At 61.4% G+C, this 16,887-nt stretch carries 17 protein-coding genes; 3 read left to right on the top strand and 14 right to left on the bottom strand.

Annotated features, from left to right (window positions below; all coding sequences use genetic code 11):
- The first annotated feature begins 152 nt into the window (after positions 1-152).
- Entirely contained in the window at positions 153-935 is a 783-nt protein-coding gene (locus tag ATE70_RS08905; protein WP_058537583.1) for a HamA C-terminal domain-containing protein, read from the top strand.
- Positions 936-992: 57 nt separating this feature from the next.
- Here ATE70_RS08905 and ATE70_RS08900 read toward each other — a convergent pair whose 3' ends face one another.
- The 12 genes from ATE70_RS08900 to ATE70_RS08855 form a co-directional block, all read right to left on the bottom strand.
- Positions 993-1,664, bottom strand: coding sequence for a lasso peptide biosynthesis B2 protein (locus tag ATE70_RS08900; RefSeq protein WP_058537582.1), 672 nt, complete (start codon positions 1,662-1,664; stop codon positions 993-995).
- A 58-nt stretch (positions 1,665-1,722) separates the two neighbouring features.
- Positions 1,723-1,845 carry a hypothetical protein gene (locus ATE70_RS25655; protein WP_269433253.1) on the bottom strand — a complete coding sequence of 41 codons (123 nt, stop codon included), beginning with the start codon at positions 1,843-1,845 and terminating at the stop codon, positions 1,723-1,725.
- Between the two features lie 73 nt (positions 1,846-1,918).
- Positions 1,919-2,041, bottom strand: a complete 123-nt coding sequence (locus ATE70_RS25650) for a hypothetical protein (RefSeq protein ID WP_269433252.1) — start codon at positions 2,039-2,041, stop codon at positions 1,919-1,921.
- A gap of 97 nt (positions 2,042-2,138) precedes the next feature.
- Positions 2,139-2,762 (bottom strand): GntR family transcriptional regulator, encoded by a 624-nt coding sequence (locus ATE70_RS08895; protein WP_058537581.1) that lies wholly within the window; start codon positions 2,760-2,762, stop codon positions 2,139-2,141.
- On the bottom strand, positions 2,759-3,661 hold the full coding sequence (locus ATE70_RS08890) for a phytanoyl-CoA dioxygenase family protein (protein ID WP_058537823.1): 903 nt from the start codon (positions 3,659-3,661) through the stop codon (positions 2,759-2,761). The genes ATE70_RS08895 and ATE70_RS08890 overlap by 4 nt, the downstream gene beginning before the upstream one ends.
- Before the next feature lie 10 nt (positions 3,662-3,671).
- On the bottom strand, positions 3,672-4,286 hold the full coding sequence (locus tag ATE70_RS08885) for an acyl-homoserine-lactone synthase (protein WP_058537580.1): 615 nt from the start codon (positions 4,284-4,286) through the stop codon (positions 3,672-3,674).
- Positions 4,287-4,371: 85 nt separating this feature from the next.
- Positions 4,372-5,115 carry a LuxR family transcriptional regulator gene (locus ATE70_RS08880; RefSeq protein WP_058537579.1) on the bottom strand — a complete coding sequence of 248 codons (744 nt, stop codon included), beginning with the start codon at positions 5,113-5,115 and terminating at the stop codon, positions 4,372-4,374.
- Between the two features lie 224 nt (positions 5,116-5,339).
- Positions 5,340-6,530, bottom strand: a complete 1,191-nt coding sequence (locus ATE70_RS08875) for a hypothetical protein (protein ID WP_156419596.1) — start codon at positions 6,528-6,530, stop codon at positions 5,340-5,342.
- A gap of 87 nt (positions 6,531-6,617) precedes the next feature.
- Entirely contained in the window at positions 6,618-7,547 is a 930-nt protein-coding gene (locus ATE70_RS08870; protein ID WP_058537577.1) for a DUF2493 domain-containing protein, read from the bottom strand.
- 319 nt (positions 7,548-7,866) lie between these two features.
- Positions 7,867-8,889, bottom strand: coding sequence for a DUF7146 domain-containing protein (locus tag ATE70_RS08865; RefSeq protein ID WP_058537576.1), 1,023 nt, complete (start codon positions 8,887-8,889; stop codon positions 7,867-7,869).
- A 191-nt stretch (positions 8,890-9,080) separates the two neighbouring features.
- Positions 9,081-11,174: a ParB/RepB/Spo0J family partition protein gene (locus tag ATE70_RS08860; protein ID WP_058537575.1), complete on the bottom strand. Its 2,094-nt coding sequence runs from the start codon at positions 11,172-11,174 to the stop codon at positions 9,081-9,083.
- Between the two features lie 120 nt (positions 11,175-11,294).
- Positions 11,295-12,488, bottom strand: coding sequence for a hypothetical protein (locus tag ATE70_RS08855; protein ID WP_058537574.1), 1,194 nt, complete (start codon positions 12,486-12,488; stop codon positions 11,295-11,297).
- A 434-nt stretch (positions 12,489-12,922) separates the two neighbouring features.
- Between ATE70_RS08855 and ATE70_RS08850 the strand changes: the two genes are divergently transcribed.
- Together ATE70_RS08850 and ATE70_RS08845 are read left to right on the top strand one after the other, a co-directional pair.
- Positions 12,923-13,858, top strand: a complete 936-nt coding sequence (locus ATE70_RS08850; RefSeq protein ID WP_058537573.1) for a VPGUxxT family thioredoxin-like (seleno)protein, type 2 — start codon at positions 12,923-12,925, stop codon at positions 13,856-13,858.
- A 2-nt stretch (positions 13,859-13,860) separates the two neighbouring features.
- Positions 13,861-14,652, top strand: a complete 792-nt coding sequence (locus tag ATE70_RS08845; protein WP_231732889.1) for a SirB1 family protein — start codon at positions 13,861-13,863, stop codon at positions 14,650-14,652.
- Here the strand turns inward: ATE70_RS08845 and ATE70_RS25140 are convergent.
- On the bottom strand, positions 14,649-14,882 hold the full coding sequence (locus ATE70_RS25140; RefSeq protein WP_156420157.1) for a hypothetical protein: 234 nt from the start codon (positions 14,880-14,882) through the stop codon (positions 14,649-14,651). The two genes, ATE70_RS08845 and ATE70_RS25140, sit on opposite strands and share 4 nt — an antisense overlap.
- Positions 14,860-16,809: a serine hydrolase domain-containing protein gene (locus tag ATE70_RS08840; RefSeq protein ID WP_231732579.1), complete on the bottom strand. Its 1,950-nt coding sequence runs from the start codon at positions 16,807-16,809 to the stop codon at positions 14,860-14,862. The genes ATE70_RS25140 and ATE70_RS08840 overlap by 23 nt, the downstream gene beginning before the upstream one ends.
- Between the last annotated feature and the right edge of the window lie 78 nt (positions 16,810-16,887).

The following is a 16,887-nucleotide window of genomic DNA, read 5'->3' as shown; positions in this document are numbered from 1 at the left end:
TTAGTATTCGATGGGATCAAGGCAACTTGAGGCCGGAACCCGTAATCGAGGGGCGTTGGTTTCCGAAGACAACACTCTATCGACGCACCGCGCTAATTCTGCGAAGAGCAAAATCAAAGCCAAATTAAATCAAGCAAGTCAAAGGGGGGAAGATGGCGCTGTACGACCGATGGTGCGATTCCACCAAAGAAAAGAACGAGCGCAAGCACTACTGGACCTTTGTCGAAAAGGATGGCGGCCGCGCCGATATCCGAAACGACTTAGCCGAAACCATCCGTTCGCATTACGATAGACTAGAACGCATCGCCGAGGACGTAGACCGGCTTGGATACAAGGTAGCCGCGGAGATCCTCCGTGAGGCGATGCCCCAAACAGCCAAGGGACGATCGGGCGACCTCGGCGAGATTCTCGCAACTGAGCTAGTGGAGGAGGGAATCGGCCTGCGTGTGCCTGTGCGCCGACTTCGCTACAAGGACGGCCGCAACATGGCCATGCGCGGCGACGACTTCATTGGCGCTGGATATGGTGGAAAAAATGAGAAGCTTTGGCTTCTGAAAGGCGAAGCCAAGAGCAATAAAGTACTCGGAAAATCTACGGTCACGAGCGCTCGGAAGGTGCTCAATCGCGACAACCGACGCTGCACGCCAGACTCCTTGTTGTTCGTCGCCAACCGCCTGCTCGAGAGCGTCGATCCGGACGACAACGCGTTGGGTCGCAGCCTTCGTGATGAAGTGGGGCTAAAAACCCTTCGTGCCAACCGTATCGACCACATGCTCTTCACCGTGTCGGGCAACGGCCCGCACGCATCGCTAAAAAACGATCTGGAGGCTACGGGCAGCGATCGGGACCACTATGTGGTGAACATCCACGTCGCAGACCACCAAGACTTCATCGCAGACATGTACCAGGGGGCGGAAGACCTTGGAGACGATTGACGAACTGACCGCGTTTCTGTCGATCGCAACCGTCGACGGTATCCTTGGACGGCTGCTCTACCGCGGTGCCGCATGGTCATTGATGCGCGAGGACGGCGAACTACCGCCAAATGCCCCGCCCCTCCCCGTCAGGACGCGCTCCGGCGTCTGCAGCCAGCAGTGCGCGCGGAAGGGATCGAGTTGAACGCCGAAGACCATGCTCGCGACGAGGCCGCGCGACAAAAGGATGCGGTCGAGCGCTAGCGCATCGATGAGACAGCGCGGCGTGACCGGAATGGCCCAACGGCACGCCGCGTACTGCAACGCGATCGCCGCGGCAGGTGTGTCGGCGCCGGGCACGCCAATCTGCGCCTTTGCAACGCGCAGGCCTTCAACGGTGGCGGCGATGCATCCGGGTCGCATCGCCCGACCGGCCCAGCGCAGCGCCGTCGCTGACGCGAGAGCCATCCGGAGGGTAAACTGTCGGTCATCCAGGGCAGAGATATCTTGTGTCGGAATCTCGATCGAGGCTGGATCGAGGCAAGGTCGTGCATCTGCGCGCGCCACAAACCCTGTTTGAACAAGTCGCGACATGGCCTCGCTGTCATTTGGCTCACCGTTGCGGAGCCGTTCGAAGGCAGCGCGGTCCTCGCCACGGAGCGCGAGATATTTGTCGCGCGCAAGGTCGAGGAAGACAAGCTCGCCGCCCACCTCGCAATAGCCGGTTCCGGGTGCAATTCGCCAAACCATGCGGTCCTGCTCCCAACGAAAGGGAGCCGGGCTCAGAGTCCGGCTCCTGGCAAAAGGGCTATTCGGCCGAAAGGCCGGCCCAGTCTTCTCGCCCGCCCATTTCCATGGGGAGGCCATGGTCGCCGGGCATGCCTTCGGTGACACGGCCGAATTCGTCTTGGTCGGTCGTTTCGACGTCCATTGCTGCTTCCCAACCTGAACGGGGTCGATCGGTGAGTGCCGGAAGCCGGATGCGCCGGCTCCCGGCGCCCATGTCAGTCCTGGCGAAGGCCGAGGTCTTCTTCCTTGCCACCGAGTTCGATGCCGAAGCGCACCGGACCGGCGGTGTCGGCGCTGACGCTGCCGAGTTCGACGAGGTCGTTGGTTTCACGATCCATGATCGTATCCTTTTCGAAAAGCCGCGGAATTGCGGCATGGAAGAAGCTACTCCTCTGGGAAAAATAGAGTTTATGTGCTTTCCCGATCCGAAGAATATCATTCGATTGTTTGCGATCGGGGCCGAAGCTCGGCGACAACCCGTCCAGCTCGAGCCACGCGTCTGCGGTGAAAAGCCGCGCTTTTCCTGCGAAGATCGACCCAGCGTTCTTGCAGAAAAGCCGTCTCCATCGAGGCGAGTTCCTCACTGGCAACGGGGTCAGTTCGCACCTCGGTCGCGCGAAAAAACTCGCTTCGATCAATCATATTGGCGATTGCGAAGCGAATCTCGCGATTGCCATTGAGGAGAGCGACGGCTCGGTAAAGGCGCGCGACTCGCGCCGGATAGTCCTCGACGTCCATGGACGGAAGCATTGCCACGGTCTGGGACTGTTGAAGTGCTGGATCGCGAAGCGCGAGCCCGAGAAGGGCGCCGGACCAACGATAAAGATCGCAAAGATCGGACTCGGCGAAGATCGGCTGGCGAAAGCCCTCCTGGTGCCAGCTATCGACAATACGCTCACCCGACAGGCGGTGGAGCGCTTCGCGCACGGGCGTTGGACTTGCCGCGAGCCGCTTCGCAAGATGGAACGGGTCAAGGCGCGTGCCCGGTGGATAGGCGCCGCCGACAATCCTCGCCTTCAGGTCGAGATAGACCCGCTCCATTGTCGAGCCCGCGTTCATGCCGCAAGCTCCTCGCCACCCTCTTGTTGGGCCGCCACATAGTCCGCAAGCAGCGCGTCCTGATCGGGACGAAGCGCATCGATCGCAGCCAGAGGCTCGGCCGGATATCCCCCGAACAGGACAGAGGGGCATTGTCCTTCGAAGTTCCCGAGATTGGGCCGGTGCTGAGCATAGCCGGCGAGTGCAGCGAGATCGGGCGGGAAGTCCTTTGCTACCTCGGGCGGATAGGCGAGCCACTGGTTCTCGTAGGGCTTCAGCCAGCCGAGGCAGTAGCTGATGATGATCCCACGCCTGACGTCCGTGCTGCGATTGCTGCCCGCGCCGTGCAACGTCGATCCGAGAAAGACGATCGCATCGCCCGGATCGGCTTCCGCGATTATCGGCGCTTCCTTTACCTCCTCGACCAGCGCCTCGACGCCATGGCTCCGGGGCCAAATGATCGTCGCGCCATTCTCCGCGGTGAAAGGCGTGAGCGGCCACATCACGTTGATCAGATATTCGACGTCGCCGAGCGCACCCTGCCACATATCTTGGTCGCGGTGCGGAAACTGCGGAAGCGCGCCGGGGTGAAGCTCGATCGCCTGGGAAAGATTAAGCTGGATCCGGTCGCACCAGTTGCCGAGCGCATGTTCGGCAAGATCGAGGATCGCCGGGGTCATGACCAGGTCGGCCATATATGGCGAACGAAGAAGAAGGCGTCCAAATCGCTTGGTGCGCTCGCCATAAAAGCCGCCCTCACAAAAGGGCGTTGCGGCGTATCGTGGGCCAAGATCTTTGGCGACGCGGTCTATCAGCGAGACAGGAACCGCATTCTTCAAAATGGCAAAGCCTTCGTCCATCAGCTTGCGGGCCGCGGGTGACGCGGGCGCAGCAGTGTCGAGCGCTGGGTTGATAATCATCCCAACCCCCTCACGCGGCGCACGCGGACGATGCCGCGGCAGCATGGCTGACGATCCCCGCCGCCGCGAGTTTCGCGACTGTCGAACTGTCGATATCGATGCGCAGCGCCAGGAGCGCCTGCCCGCGATGCAGGACCGCCTCGCCGAGCGGTCGGCAGTCCCATCCGAATGTCTGGATCTGGCGGAACCAGGCGAGCTCGGCGACGCCGGTGTAGGTCCGAATTCCATTCGCCAGAGCGAAGTCGGCGAGCCCCACCAGCAAGGCGTCGCGAGCGATCCTCCGCCGGCGCGCCCCAATTCCGGGGGACAGGCAGAAGCGCGTAATCTCCAGCACATCGGGCCCTTGGGGAATGTCACCCGCGACAAGCCCCGGAAAGAGACTGTCGAGGAGGGCGGGCCGGGTTGTCAGCAGCAGCCGGGCCGAGGCGAGATGATTGCCGGTCTCGTCGGTCCCGATCAGGTAGGTCGCATCGACATCGTCGAAATGATCAAGCTCAAACCGTCCGGCGAGAGCGGGCAAATCCCATTTCAGAAGATCGATGAAAACGCGCTTGCGTGCTTCGAACATGGAGCGGAGCGCTTGATGCTCGCGCGTTCGGTTCTGATGGTCGATGATAAGCAACATGGATGCCTCCTTTCAAAGAGGCGATCCAATTGAACCGCTTTTTTCAGCCGCACCATAGCATGATAGGGGGGTGCGACGTATTTTCTTAGCGCCGAGCGATATCGACGAAGCTAATATCGCCATCATAAAGGGCGCGTACCGTGAGCATGATGCCGCCATTGGCGCCGTAGCGCTGCCGGGCGTTGCGCAGATGCTCCCGAACGGTGTCGGGAGAGAGTTCGAGATGGCGTCCGATCCGCCAGATCGGATTTCCCTTTGCCGCCCAGATGAGACATTCGCGCTGCCGTTCCGTCAGGCGTGGTGCAACGCGCATGCGGTCGGGATTGGCGATTCGGTCCGCCGCTTCGAAAGCGGCCCCGCCGATCATACGGGCAAATTGAAGCGCATCCGGATCAGCTGCGCTGCCTGGTCGCCACGCGAAGGACACCGAGCCATGGGCATCGCCCGGGATATGAGCCGGCACCGTCAGCCCGTCGCCGATGCCATGGCGCTGGGCTTCGGCAAGGACGATCTCGTCGCCGGGGCGCGGCGTGTCGTAACGGCGCATATCGTGCCACAGAAAGCCGGCCCTGCTGCGCTGGCTCGCCCGGTGCACCGGATCCGACGGCCCCAGACGGTTCTGGTCGAACCAGTAGGCCCAATCCTCCGGATAGTTATGAACGCGTACGCCCTTCTCAGGCGCCGCGAGAAAATCCAAGTGATGACTGAGTGCAAACCAGGCGCAGCCCATCGCGGCGCAGGCTTCACGGAGCAGATCGGCAAGATTGGCTCCGGTCTTTACACGCGCGAACTCGAGCTCGAAGGCGTGGGCGGCATCGATCGTCGGCATTACGAACCATGGCGCGCCGACCGCCGTTTCCGAACCAGCCGATCCGCGTGCCCCTCGTAAGGGCCGGCAAGACCCGCCCTCTTACAAGGCCGGCTGCCGACGGCGTGACCGCCGCTGGTCCAGGCGATCTTGGGAGAATCTGAAATTGGAGGCTAACCTCATATATTCCTACTATATTCGAGAGAAAGAACCAGATTGAGGCTTTCTTTACTCCAGTCTCAAAACTATGCGCCGCGTGCACTCTCAACGATCGTGCCAAGGACTGTACCCGTGGGCCCGACTAGACGGTAAATTTGCCAACCTAGCATTTCTACATCCGATGGCAGCTCCCACGAAGTGACTACGGTCTGGAATATGCATTGCCGGCTAGCAAAATAGTCGAGATACGTGGCGAAATTCCCCCAATCGATCCCGAGATTCTTTAGCTCGACCAGAAGCATTGTCGGTCCGAACTGCGATGCGATGCGCGCTTGCTCGATCCCGAGTTCCAAAACGATCATTCCTTGCTGCCCACCGGAAAGCTGGCTGAAAGATTCGACCTGTCCATCGGGAAAGGTGCAGATCAAGTCATCCGTGGGCGTTCCGCTTGTGCCAAGGGAGCGTTTGAAACTCAAAGCCGCAACAAAATCGCTACTTACCATTGCAGCTAGCGCTTTGAGTTCAATTTGGTCCATTCCAAATAGATGTGCCAGCCTCGCAAGGTCATCGGGCAACGCCCGCCCCCCCCTATCTCGAACATAAATAACGGAAACCCGAGCATGATTTCGATGTACCGCCATGTTATCGAGCGATAGCGAAAGCGCGCCGGAACCAGCCTCCACCTGGAGAGTTTGCATGAGCGGCGCATCAAATGAGACGCGATAATTCAGAATATTATGAGTGATCCAGCGCCACATATTCCTTGATGTGTCGAGAGCAGTTAGCCATTCACATATCGCAGTCTTGCCGCTTCCGTTCGGCCCAATCAGAAATGTGGTCTTGGCGAAAACGATCTCGGATCCCGGGGTAAAGAGCGCCGAGTTGTCGATGGTCAACTCCCGAACAAAGCCGTAAGCTGCTTTGAAGCCGCTTTGCTCAAACGAGGTCCGGTATTCATGCAGCGCTTTCCAGCCTAGAAGCATATTCGCGGGAAACCGAATGCCGCTCTTCTTGTCGATCAAAGATGAATGATCGCCGCACATCCAAATTCCGTTGCTCACTGCAGAAAGTTGGACCGGATTTAGCTTTCCCTGCCCGCGGGGCCCCTTTGGGACGGCGGCATAGATATGAGCGGCATAACCATTGTCTTCAAACGTTTCTGACGCCGTTCCAGGACCGACTGTAAGCTTATCGCAGTCGGGATAGCTGCAGCGATATCCGGCTCGCGCCGCAATGATATGTCGCTTTTCCTTACCAAATTCCTGCCTCTTAGCCATGCATCCCCACCTTGCTTTAGTCACCCATGCCCGCCCATTGCGGACGTGAATGACCGAATTTCTTCGAGCACGAATATGAATTGCGTATCACTTGTTCCGACGAAAATCCCACACCGGAATTCCCATCTTGCGCGCCTTGTCGGCGAAATTGTCCTGAATACCCGTTCCGGAAAAGATGATCACCCCGACCGGCAGCGCTTCGAGCATTCGGTCGTTCCGCTTGAACGGCGCCGCCTTTCCGTGGCGGTTCCAGTCCGGCCGAAAGGCAACCTGAACCACGCCCCGGCTTTCGGCCCAGCATGCCGCTGCCCGCTCGGCGCCTGTCGGCGTCGCGCCGTGCAGCAGGATCATGTCGGGATGTCGATTTCGCGCCCGGTCGAGACTGTCCCAGACCGCGCTGTGATCCGCATCCGCACCGCCAGTGAAAGCGATGCGCGTGCCCTCGGGCAAAAGTGATGCAGCTTTCTGCCGAAGGCGGGCGTCGAGAAAGTCGCGGCTATCGATCAGCGCGGCCGTCAGGGCCTTCTGATTGGCACGCGAGCCCGTGCGCGGCACCCAGGCCTTCCGTGTCAACGTGCGATACTGGTCGGCGGCGGCCTCGCGGAAAAATTCCATCGCGTCGCGCCGCTCGATCAGCGAGATGCCTTCGCGGATCGCTCGCTCCAGCTCTACCGAGCGAATTTCGCTTCCGTCCTGCTCGCGCTGCAATCGGCGCTGAACCTGCTCATTGTCGTCGAGCTTCCGATCGGCATGACCGCCAGCGCGCTGGAAGATATTGACGAGGTTCCAAAGGAGATCGTCGAGATCGGGCTCGATGCGGGTATCTTGGAGGCATCCGGCAAGCGCATCGAACATGTCAGCGATCGCACCGGCGGCAAGTCGCGCATCAGGCAATGGGCGAGGATCGGGCTCATCGTCGAACGGACGATATCCAAAGAGCTGCACTTCCTGAAGAAGCAGATAGGTCGGCCCCGTCGCGACCGGGTGTTTGACAAAGCTATCGTTTGCATCGGTCATCTGATGTCTCCTCGTAGCGCCGCGCTCTCGCGGCCTTCACGGCGGCAAGAGCGGCAGGCGGATCGGGCCCGCACCACGGCGCGCGAGCGCCGGGGCCGTAGCGGCAGCGGAGGATGGCAGCCGAAAGCTATTTTGCTTCGCGATGCAAAGGGACCAGGGGTCCCGGCGGAAAATAGCCGCCCGGTTGCCATTGCGGTGCCCGTGCCGCCTGCCGCAGTCGCCCTCTACGAAGGCCGGGGTGCAGCCGCTTCGCGCAGGCATTGCCGGTGCCGCGCATCCGCTGCCCAATCCCTTCCGGCGGCAAAGACCCTCAGAAATATCAGAGGCGGTCGGTTTGGCAGAGCTGGCTCATGATTGCGGTCCGGACCCGGTCAGGACCAAATGTGGTCAGATCGGCGTTGAAGTCGCCAAGTAGAGGATCAAGGGGAAGTAGCTCAATGTCTGCGCCGCTCGCGCGATCGGCAAGCGTCTCAAAGGCGAGCCTGCCAGCGTCATCGTCATCACGCGCAACGTAGAGGCGCCTCAGTCCGTCCGGAAATGCGATCGCCGCGAGATGCGCTGCAGACAGGCCCGCGATCATCGGTATCGAGGCGAGAATCTCGCGAACGGAGAGCAATGTTTCGAGCCCTTCGCCAAAGACCATCACCGGACCCGCCCGTCCGAACCGCACGCCATGACCGAGCAGATTGCCCATAGCGCGGCGCGGAAAAGCGACAGGTGCCTTACCGCCCGAAGGATCGAGCCAGGTGCGATGGACAGCGGTGATCGCGCCGGTGTCATCGGTGACAGCCGCTATGACCGCAGGCCATACGGGTCGGCAATCTGCGGCATCGTCATCGGAGGCGCGGTAATAGCAGTTCGGGTGAAATCGAAGCGCGTCGGTCTGCGCTGCTTTCAGGATGCGCCGCCCCTGGAAATAGATTTGGCCGAGACTGCCAGCGAGAGGTTTGGACCCGGCCCAGAGGCGTTGGGCGGCTTGCGGCGTTCCAGCAGGATGTTTCCGCGGCGCGGGGTTGCGCGCAGCAGGCGGCTCCAACGGCAGGCTCAGAAAGCATCGCGCCTCGTCGATCGTTTCGCGAAAACTGGCGTGGCTGCAGCTCGCCGCGATGATGTCGAGGAGGTCGCCATGTTCACCGCTCTGGGCATCGGTCCATTTGCCGGCCGACAGGGCTCCATCGTGATGGGAGGCGAGCCGCACATAGAGGCTGCGCCCACGCTCGTTGTGAATATTGCCGACCATCCAATAATGGCCTTCGCGCCGGCCGTTGCCGAGGTAGCGACGACAGACGGCTTCGGCGTTTTCGGCAAGACGGCGAGCAATATCGGCGGTGGAACGGGACATGCGGGGCTCCTTTGCATCGCGGCCCGCGCGGCGACGCTCGCTGGAGCGCCAATCAGCGGGCCGTCCCAGCAGCCCCTGCCGGTAACGAGCATCAGATGTTCGTCGCGAGACCTGTAAATTCAAGGCCGGGGCAGAAAAAAGGGAAGTCCGGCACGAGACCGAACTTCCCGAGAGCTTATCAGTAGCGCGATCTATTCGGCGGCCACGACGTCGACGGCATCACCGTCCTGATCGTCGACATCCCCCGCCTCGTCGTCATTCGCCGGCTCCAGATCACCAGTGGTGACGGGCTCCGGCGTGCGGAGCGGCTTCGCAAGCCAGCCCTTGCCTTGCAGCAGCTCCTCGGCAGCGCTTGCCATCTCGGGCTTCTTCATGCCGCCGAGACGGCCCGCAACGTCCGCACCGCAGGCTTCTTCGACCGCTGCGAGGATTTGCGGTTTGGTCACCCGCCCGAGATAATTGGCGACAGTCGCCGCCCAGCCGGCCGCCACCATGTCGAGTTTCGCCGCCCGCGCGAGGATATGCGAATGTTCGATGCGGTTGGCGACCGCACGCGCGGAGACCCGGCCTTCATTGTAGCGGGTAGCGGGCTCCCACACCGCGTCGATGCCGAACGACACGCAATGCGCGAAGATCGCAGCCTGCTCGTCGGCATCGAAGGTCGCCAGTGCCGCCCAGAGGTCGCCCGAGTCGTCGGGTAGCCGCGCCGCCCAGCTTTCATGCCGCGCGTGAATAGACTTCGCCGACACCGTATCGTTGAGGCCCGTCCCGTAGCCGATCAGCCGGTTGGCGCGCATTGCGATGCCGAGGCAGCTCCCCGACGTCGCGCAGGTGTAAAAGGTCTCGAGAACCAGCGCGTGCAAGATGGCGGCGAAAGCGACCATGGGGCTCGAGGCCACGGCATCGCGAAGAGCGAGCGTGCGGTGGGCCGTCAGATCCGTAACGAGACTGTCCGACAGCGGACGAAGGAGGTCGTCGGGATCCTCCTCATCGGGGCGTTCCTCGGCCGAAACAACGTTGTCGTTCGCCGCGATCTCGCCGATCCGATCCTCGCCGCTCGCGCCCTCGTCCGCCTCGGCGTCGGCATCCTCCGCCACCTCGACAGGCTCATCCTCGGGCCGAACGAAGCCGCGTTCGATATGAAGCGACCCGTCCACATCGATGCTCACGAAAACGCCAGCAATGGCGACCTCGCCGTCATCATAGATGAGCGGCCTCGATACAAGCGGCGCGATCTCTTCGTCGATCGCCTGGATACGGGCGGCGACTTCATCGGGGATTTCGTCCTCGCCGGCCCATTGGTCTTCGAGCCGGTCGGCTTCTTCCCGAAGCGCTTCGAGCCGCGCCTCGTCTTCCTCGCTGGAAGCAGACTCCTCCCCATCGAGTGGGCGGAGACTGAAAGTGTGACCGTAAGGGAAGTCAACGGCGGCCTCGACCCACTTCCATCCCTCCGCGGCTATCGCGGCGACCTCGGTCTCGAGTTTCTCGGTTTGCAGCCGATCGAGCAGCGCGACATCTTCGAGCCAGCCGCCATCATCGGATTCGAAGAGATCGCGAAGCACATGGCCGCCCGCTGCGATATAAGCGTCGAGCGTCACGAAACGCACCCGCTTGTCCGATGCGCGCACCTTGTCCTCGGTGAGCCGGGCGCGGATGAACCAGGGCTGCTGGTTGTAGCTCGTTTGGAGCATGTCCCAGACCTGTTCCTGGCGCGCATGATCGCTCGCGACCGAGAAAGCCATCAGTTGATCGAGGGTCATGCCATCCTCGGCGTAGATGTCGTGCAGCTTCGGCGAAACGTCCGCGAGCTTGAGGCGCTGCTTCACGACCGCCGGGGTGACCATGAAGGTCGCCGCCACCGTCTCGATATCGCTGCCCTGCTCGACGAGCTTCTGCATCGCACGGAACTGGTCGAGAGGGTGCAACGGCTCGCGATGGACATTCTCGGCCAGCGAATCCTCCTCAGCCGACACCACCTCATCATCGCGGACGATGCAGGGGACCGGTTCGGTCTTGGCCATGCGACGTTGCTTGACAAGCTGCTGCAGCGCCCGGAACCGGCGGCCGCCTGCAGGGACTTCATAGCGCCCGGTCTCGTTGCCCTCCTCGTCGCGATGCGCCCGAACCGTCAGGCTCTGGAGCAGGCCGCGCCGTTCGATGTCGCTCGCGAGGCTGTTGATCGACACGCCTGCCTTCACGCGCCGCACATTGGCCTGGCTCAGCATGAGGGCACTGAACGGGATGTCCCGCGCACCGCTGAGCGTAATTTTTCCATGTTTCGTCATGACTCGTCTCCATGACGGGCCGCCGCGAGACTCTCTCCCGGTTTTCAACCCGCCATGGCTCCGGCGCAGGCCTCTTCCTCTAGGGAAGCGGACCACGCCGGCCGAAGACGCGACGCCGGATCAGCGCACTGACGCGAGTAGTTTTGCTCCCTTTCCTTCAAGCTCGAGGCGCGCATCCTGATGCGGCCGATCGCGTGCCACAGCATTGATGCCTTGCACGAAGTCGAAGATCGACGTTGGCGGATGCCCTTCTTCCTGAAGGACGGTGGCGATGATCTTGTCGGTCTCGCCTTTCGAGAATCCACGCTTGCGCAGGAAGCCCTGCCGTTCGTCGTCATCGCGCGCGACGATCGCAGCCCGCGCGGCCTTGATGCCGTTCAGGAACGAGCCTGGCGACGAGGACGCGAACCGAGCCAGAGCGGGCGCCGCCTCTTGTGCGAAACGTCCGGCGGCAAATTTGCTGTGACGAATGCTGATTTCCTCAAAACCTTCCGCGCCCCAGATATTCCGGTTCATGCACACGGCGCGCAGATAGAAGGTCGCCATGCCGAGGGTCTTCGACCCGACCTCGCTGTTCCAGCAGTAAAATCCCCGGAAAAAGAGATCGGGGTCGCCATTGGGCAGGCGCCCCGCCTCGATCGGATTTGCATCGTCGACGAGAAACAGAAACACGTCGCGGTCACTCGCGTAGAGCGTTGTCGTGTCCTTTGTGACCTCGATGAACGGATTGTGCCGCATCGTTGACCAGTCGAGCGTGCCCGGTACTTTCCAGCGCGTGTCGCCCGTTCCGTTTCCGGCAATCTTCATGACCGCCGACACCAGCTCATGGTCCCAGATACGCCCATAGTCCGGGCCGGTGACGGCACGCAGTTCGGTGCGGCCGTCGCCTGTTTCAAGGGTCTTCACCAGCTCGCCACGATGTGCGAGCAACCCGTGCTGCATGTTGATCCCCGCCAGGGCCGCAGGCAGCTGGCGCAAATAGCCCGAAGGTGTGCCCACGAGGCTGCAGAGCTGGCCGAAGGACCAATGGGTCGGCGCCAAGGGCGCTTCCCGGTCGGGAAGCAGGAGAGTGAGCCTTTCGGGATTGTCCCAGGCGGCCTCGACACGGATTGCGCGCGTCTCGATTGTGAGAGCAGTTGCGGCCTCGGCGCGCGCCCGGACAGCCTCAAACAGTTCGTTCAAGGAAAGATAGCGCTCGTCCTCCGGGCGCGAGAACCATTCGGATGACACGCGTCCGATGCGCTGACCGCGCGAAATATCAACCTTGTAGCCCGGCGCGTGATCGGCGGGCGCCGCTTGGATGGGATGAGTCATGACAAGTCTCCGCGACGAGCGCCTGGAGCCTCTCTCCAAGCCTTGGCCCGTCACGGGCTTTCAAAAGACCTCTCACTCTCAAGCTCTATCAGACCATCGGCCTCCGCCAGCTCGGCGCGCCGTTGCGTGCCCCGTCTCGGCGGGCAAAGCAGGTGCAAATTTGAACGCCAGGCCGAGCAGCAATGCAGGACCTCTTGGGTCTCAACGACTACGGACGGTAGCTTACGGGTGGTGTACAGTGAAATCTGTGTTTCGTTGGCTCGATCGACATCGGCAACAGGGACGGGCGCCCCTTTTCCTCTAAGGCCAGCGCCCGAGCGCTATGTGAAATGCCGAAGGATACCCCGGGCTGGCCGGATCGATCCGGCCCGGAATCACGCCGCGACCGCCCCCGCTCGCATTGCATTGCGAACCGCCCGCACTAAATTACAGCCATGCAACAAAATCTGATATCCTTGCGCGAGCATCGCGAGCTCGGCGACGTCGCTTGGCTGCGCGATCTGGACGCCGGTCTCGCGATCGCGGCCGAGCGGAACAAACCTGTTCTGCTGCTCTTCCAGGAGGTGCCGGGCTGCTCGACGTGCGTGCGTTTCGGGCAGGATGTCCTGACACATCCCTTGATGGTGGACCTGATTGCAGATCGGTTCGTGCCCGTGGCCATCTTCAACAACCGTCCGGGGGCGGACGCCGAGATCCTGCGCCGTTACGACGAGACATCGTGGAATAACCCCGTGGTGCGGTTTCTGCAGCCCGATGGCGCCGAGTTGCTGCCCAAGCTCGCCGATCGCTACGACGCGCCGGCTCTGCACCAAAAGATCGTCGCCGTGCTCGAATTGCTCGGTGACGACGTGCCCGGCTACTTCCGCTTGTTGGGGCGCGACCTCCTGATCGAAAATGGCGTCAGCAAATCGGCGATCTACACGACGCCGTGCTTCTGGTCGGGCGAAACGAGCCTCGCGCAACATCCGGCGGTCATCACAACCGACGCCGGCTGGATCGACGGCGAGGAAGTGGTGCAAGTCCATTTCGACCCACGCGCGGCGGCGCGTTCCGACCTGGATGCTTATGCCCATGAGGAAGGATTTAGCGCGATCGAAAGTGGCGGTTTCGCGCTTGACGGTGAACCGCAATTCTATCTGCGCAAAAATGCGGCCCGCCATCTGCCGCTGACGCCGGCCCAGCGCACGCGGATCAACCTGGCTATACCGTATCGCGCACCTCTCGCGGACTTTCTCAGCCCGCAGCAGTGCGCGTGGCTCACCAATCCGCATCTACAAGCGCCGAGCGAAAATGAAGCCTATCGCCAGGACATTCGCGAAAGCTGGCCCGTGCTGGCGGAGCGGTTTGGTTTGGTCGAAGAGGAGACATGATCATGGATTTCGCAGCCATCGGCCTTATCGAAGATGAAGATATTCTCCTCGACCTGGCATCGCTCGCTCTCAGCCAGCTCGATCATGAAAATGCGGACATCGCCCATTATCTCGAAATGCTCGAAGATATTGAGGACCGGGTGTGCGCCGAAGGCCGAAGTGCGTTCCTTCCGGAAGAGCGGGCCGCGGCGCTCTCGCGCGTGCTGCACGGCGAACTGGGGTTCGTCGGCGACGATGAAAGTTATGATGCGCCCGTCAATGCGGACTTCATCCGGGTCCTGGACCGGAAGCGCGGCCTGCCGATTGCACTGGCGATCCTTTATGTCGCAATGGCCCGCCGGGCGGGCTGGAGCGCCTATGTGCTCAATCTTCCGGGCAAGGTGCTCGTCCAGCTGGGCGAGAAAAATCCGGTGGTGATCGATCCGTTTGCCGGAGGCCCGGTGCTTTCACAGGGACAAATTGCGGCGGTGTGCCGTGCAAGTCTTGGCCAGGAAGGCGACGCCGCCGCACTCAGCGCCATGCGGATGAGCAATCGCGATGTGCTGGCCCGGCTGCTGAACAATCAGGGGATCCGCGCAGAGCAGGAAAAAGATCGTCAGCGGGCCCTGACAATTTATCAGCGGATCACCAAATTTGCGCCGGAGCGCCTCGAGGCCTGGCAAGATCTGGCGCGTCTGCAGTTGGAATCCCGCGATGTTGAGGGCGCCAAGGCAAGCCTGTTCGCCATGTCGGAAGTCGCACCCGACAAGCGGATTCGGGACCGGATCATGGAAGCATTTGAAGCCCTGACCTAAACCAGGCCTGGCACATCACATGTCGCCGCGTACGCGATCAACTCCGGGGTGCCGGCGTTGATCGCGATGATCTTGCCTTCGGTCAGCGTCCCCACAAGCGGTGCGGCCTCGATGAAGACAGGCCGCGAAAAATAGCAGGGCTGCTTACCGGAAAGCGGCTCGACCGACCGATCGCGGGAAAACGACTGACCCCATCGCCCCTGGGCATCAGTAGACCATGTTGAAGCCATAGAGGTGGAAAGCGAGCGTCACCCAGACAAATATGAACCCGGCAAGGAGCAGCAAAGTCGCGCCGAGCTTCACAGTCCACCGGCGCTTATCCTTGATACTCAGCAAGAGATTCCAGCCCGCTGTCGCCAGCAAGCCCGCAGCAGCCAGCGGCGTCAGGACGCGGAGCAGTTGAATAAGCCAGTCGAGCGGCCCGCCAAGGCGTCCAATGTCGGCACTGAATGAAACGATCAGTCCGATCCAGCCGGCAACTGCGACCAAAACCAGCCACGAGAAAATGCGCGAAAGACGAAAGGCGCTAAGCGCCTTGCCTTCCATCGCGAGCTTTGCCCCGAAGCGGCGCCGAATGATCGCGCGCACCGGCCAGCCCATAGCAGCCAGCAAAGTGACGCCCAATGCGGTGATCAGGGCCGGATTAAGCCACGCACCATTGGTTGCTGCAGGCGCGGGGAGGAATATCATAAACGGCGAGACAGGATCGAGACTGAAGCGAACAATCTTGCCGTCTTTCACCTCCGCAGCCAGACGTTCGCCGCTGTTTGCGTCGCGCCAAACGAAGGGCTCGATCTCTACCCAGTCGCGGGCCCCCGCACCGGCGCCGTCAAGCGCTGGAAAGGCGATCTTGCCATCTTCGGTAAGCGTGATCTTCGCCTGGCCCAATAAGTCCAAGAGGCCCAGGAAATTGGTGAAGGAACCGCGGCTGTTCACGTAGTGACCGACCAGCAACTCCGCATGCTGCCGTGCGGTCTTTGCGTCGATTTGGCGAGGTTGGCCAGCACCAGGCAGATAGCGGTCAGCAAATTTCAAAACGAGTGCGCTTCGGATGGCGCTGGAATCGCCCGCATTGCCCGGGCTGTTCATTGATATGTAGACCCCGATATCATCGTCGGGGAACAGCACCAAATCGGAGTGAAACCATTGCGTGTCTCCGCCGTGCGCGATCGCGCGGCGACCATTGATCCACTGCTCATAGAAGCCAAGCGCCATCGTGTTGAGCGGGCCTATTCCCGGGGCCGAATAATCGTGCATCATTTTTGCCGTTTCAGGCTTCAGCAGGCCTGCGCCGTCATTGAGATGCGCCATCATGAACTTGCCCATATCCGTCCCCGTCGCGGACAGGCTGCCGGCAGGCGCGAAGGTGTATTCAAATGCTCCAGGCTGTTGCGTAATGTCGGGATAACCCTTCGACATCATCGGCACGAATTTGGCGGGAAGAGGCTGACGAAAAGTAGAGTGATTCATGCTCAACGGCTTGAAAATGTGATTGTCGATATAATCGTAGAAGCCCTCACCGCTGACGCGCTGGACGATGTAGCCCGCAAGCGCGGTCGCATAGTTCGAATAGGCCGGCGTCGTGCCCGGGGCGTAAACGCGCTGTGGCGTGAAGTCTTTTACATAGGTCCCTAGTGGCAAGAGTTTCTTGGGATCGTTGGCGATCAGATGACGCACGGATTCCTCGAACCCCGCCGTATGCGTCATGATGTGACGCATCGTCACCGGCTTGCCGTCAAAGGGCGGAATAGTGAAATCGAGATACGCGTTCACATCCTTGTCAAGGTCGATCCGGCCCGCCTCGACCTGCTGCATTACTGCCGTCCAGGTGAAGAGCTTTGACACGGATCCGGGACGGAAAATTGTCGCATCCGGGAGAACTGGTTTGCGCTTGGCGACGTCCGAAAAACCATATCCTTTTTCAAGCAGCACCCGGTCACCGCGAACGACAACGACAACCGCACCTGGAATGCGGGCCCGCTCGAGCGCGTAAGGCAGGTAGCCGTCCAGCCAGGCCTCGAGATCATTTGCGTCGAGCATGATCGGCGCGGGAGCAAGTTTCGCCCGAGATGCGGCAACTGCTTCATCGTTCTTTGCTACGGGCGCCGGGACGGGCCCCTGAGCCGCCAGCGGCAATGCGGCAATAAGCCCAGCCATCAGCATGAGCCTCCGAACGAAATGCATCACTTATTCCCCTCTCGACACGCCCTCACCCCATTTTTCAACGAGGGGCGC

Source organism: Sphingopyxis sp. H053, assembly GCF_001468225.1.
In the GTDB taxonomy this organism is placed as follows: domain Bacteria; phylum Pseudomonadota; class Alphaproteobacteria; order Sphingomonadales; family Sphingomonadaceae; genus Sphingopyxis.
The sequence above is the reverse complement of the archived record's forward strand: the minus strand, read 5'-3'. Positions and strand labels throughout refer to the sequence as shown.

Bases quoted from the DNA above. Each gene is read 5' to 3' on its own strand.
- ATE70_RS08855 (WP_058537574.1), bottom strand. From the start codon at position 12,488: ATGACTCATCCCATCCAAGCGGCGCCCGCCGATCACGCGCCGGGCTAC.
- ATE70_RS08880 (WP_058537579.1), bottom strand. From the start codon at position 5,115: ATGCCGACGATCGATGCCGCCCACGCCTTCGAGCTCGAGTTCGCGCGT.
- ATE70_RS08840 (WP_231732579.1), bottom strand. From the start codon at position 16,809: ATGGCTGGGCTTATTGCCGCATTGCCGCTGGCGGCTCAGGGGCCCGTC.
- ATE70_RS25650 (WP_269433252.1), bottom strand. From the start codon at position 2,041: ATGGATCGTGAAACCAACGACCTCGTCGAACTCGGCAGCGTCAGCGCC.
- ATE70_RS08860 (WP_058537575.1), bottom strand. From the start codon at position 11,174: ATGACGAAACATGGAAAAATTACGCTCAGCGGTGCGCGGGACATCCCG.
- ATE70_RS25655 (WP_269433253.1), bottom strand. From the start codon at position 1,845: ATGGACGTCGAAACGACCGACCAAGACGAATTCGGCCGTGTCACCGAA.
- ATE70_RS08900 (WP_058537582.1), bottom strand. From the start codon at position 1,664: ATGGTTTGGCGAATTGCACCCGGAACCGGCTATTGCGAGGTGGGCGGC.
- ATE70_RS08850 (WP_058537573.1), top strand. From the start codon at position 12,923: ATGCAACAAAATCTGATATCCTTGCGCGAGCATCGCGAGCTCGGCGAC.
- ATE70_RS08865 (WP_058537576.1), bottom strand. From the start codon at position 8,889: ATGTCCCGTTCCACCGCCGATATTGCTCGCCGTCTTGCCGAAAACGCC.
- ATE70_RS08845 (WP_231732889.1), top strand. From the start codon at position 13,861: ATGGATTTCGCAGCCATCGGCCTTATCGAAGATGAAGATATTCTCCTC.
- ATE70_RS08870 (WP_058537577.1), bottom strand. From the start codon at position 7,547: ATGACCGATGCAAACGATAGCTTTGTCAAACACCCGGTCGCGACGGGG.
- ATE70_RS08890 (WP_058537823.1), bottom strand. From the start codon at position 3,661: ATGATTATCAACCCAGCGCTCGACACTGCTGCGCCCGCGTCACCCGCG.
- ATE70_RS08885 (WP_058537580.1), bottom strand. From the start codon at position 4,286: ATGTTGCTTATCATCGACCATCAGAACCGAACGCGCGAGCATCAAGCG.
- ATE70_RS08875 (WP_156419596.1), bottom strand. From the start codon at position 6,530: ATGGCTAAGAGGCAGGAATTTGGTAAGGAAAAGCGACATATCATTGCG.
- ATE70_RS25140 (WP_156420157.1), bottom strand. From the start codon at position 14,882: ATGGCTTCAACATGGTCTACTGATGCCCAGGGGCGATGGGGTCAGTCG.
- ATE70_RS08905 (WP_058537583.1), top strand. From the start codon at position 153: ATGGCGCTGTACGACCGATGGTGCGATTCCACCAAAGAAAAGAACGAG.
- ATE70_RS08895 (WP_058537581.1), bottom strand. From the start codon at position 2,762: ATGAACGCGGGCTCGACAATGGAGCGGGTCTATCTCGACCTGAAGGCG.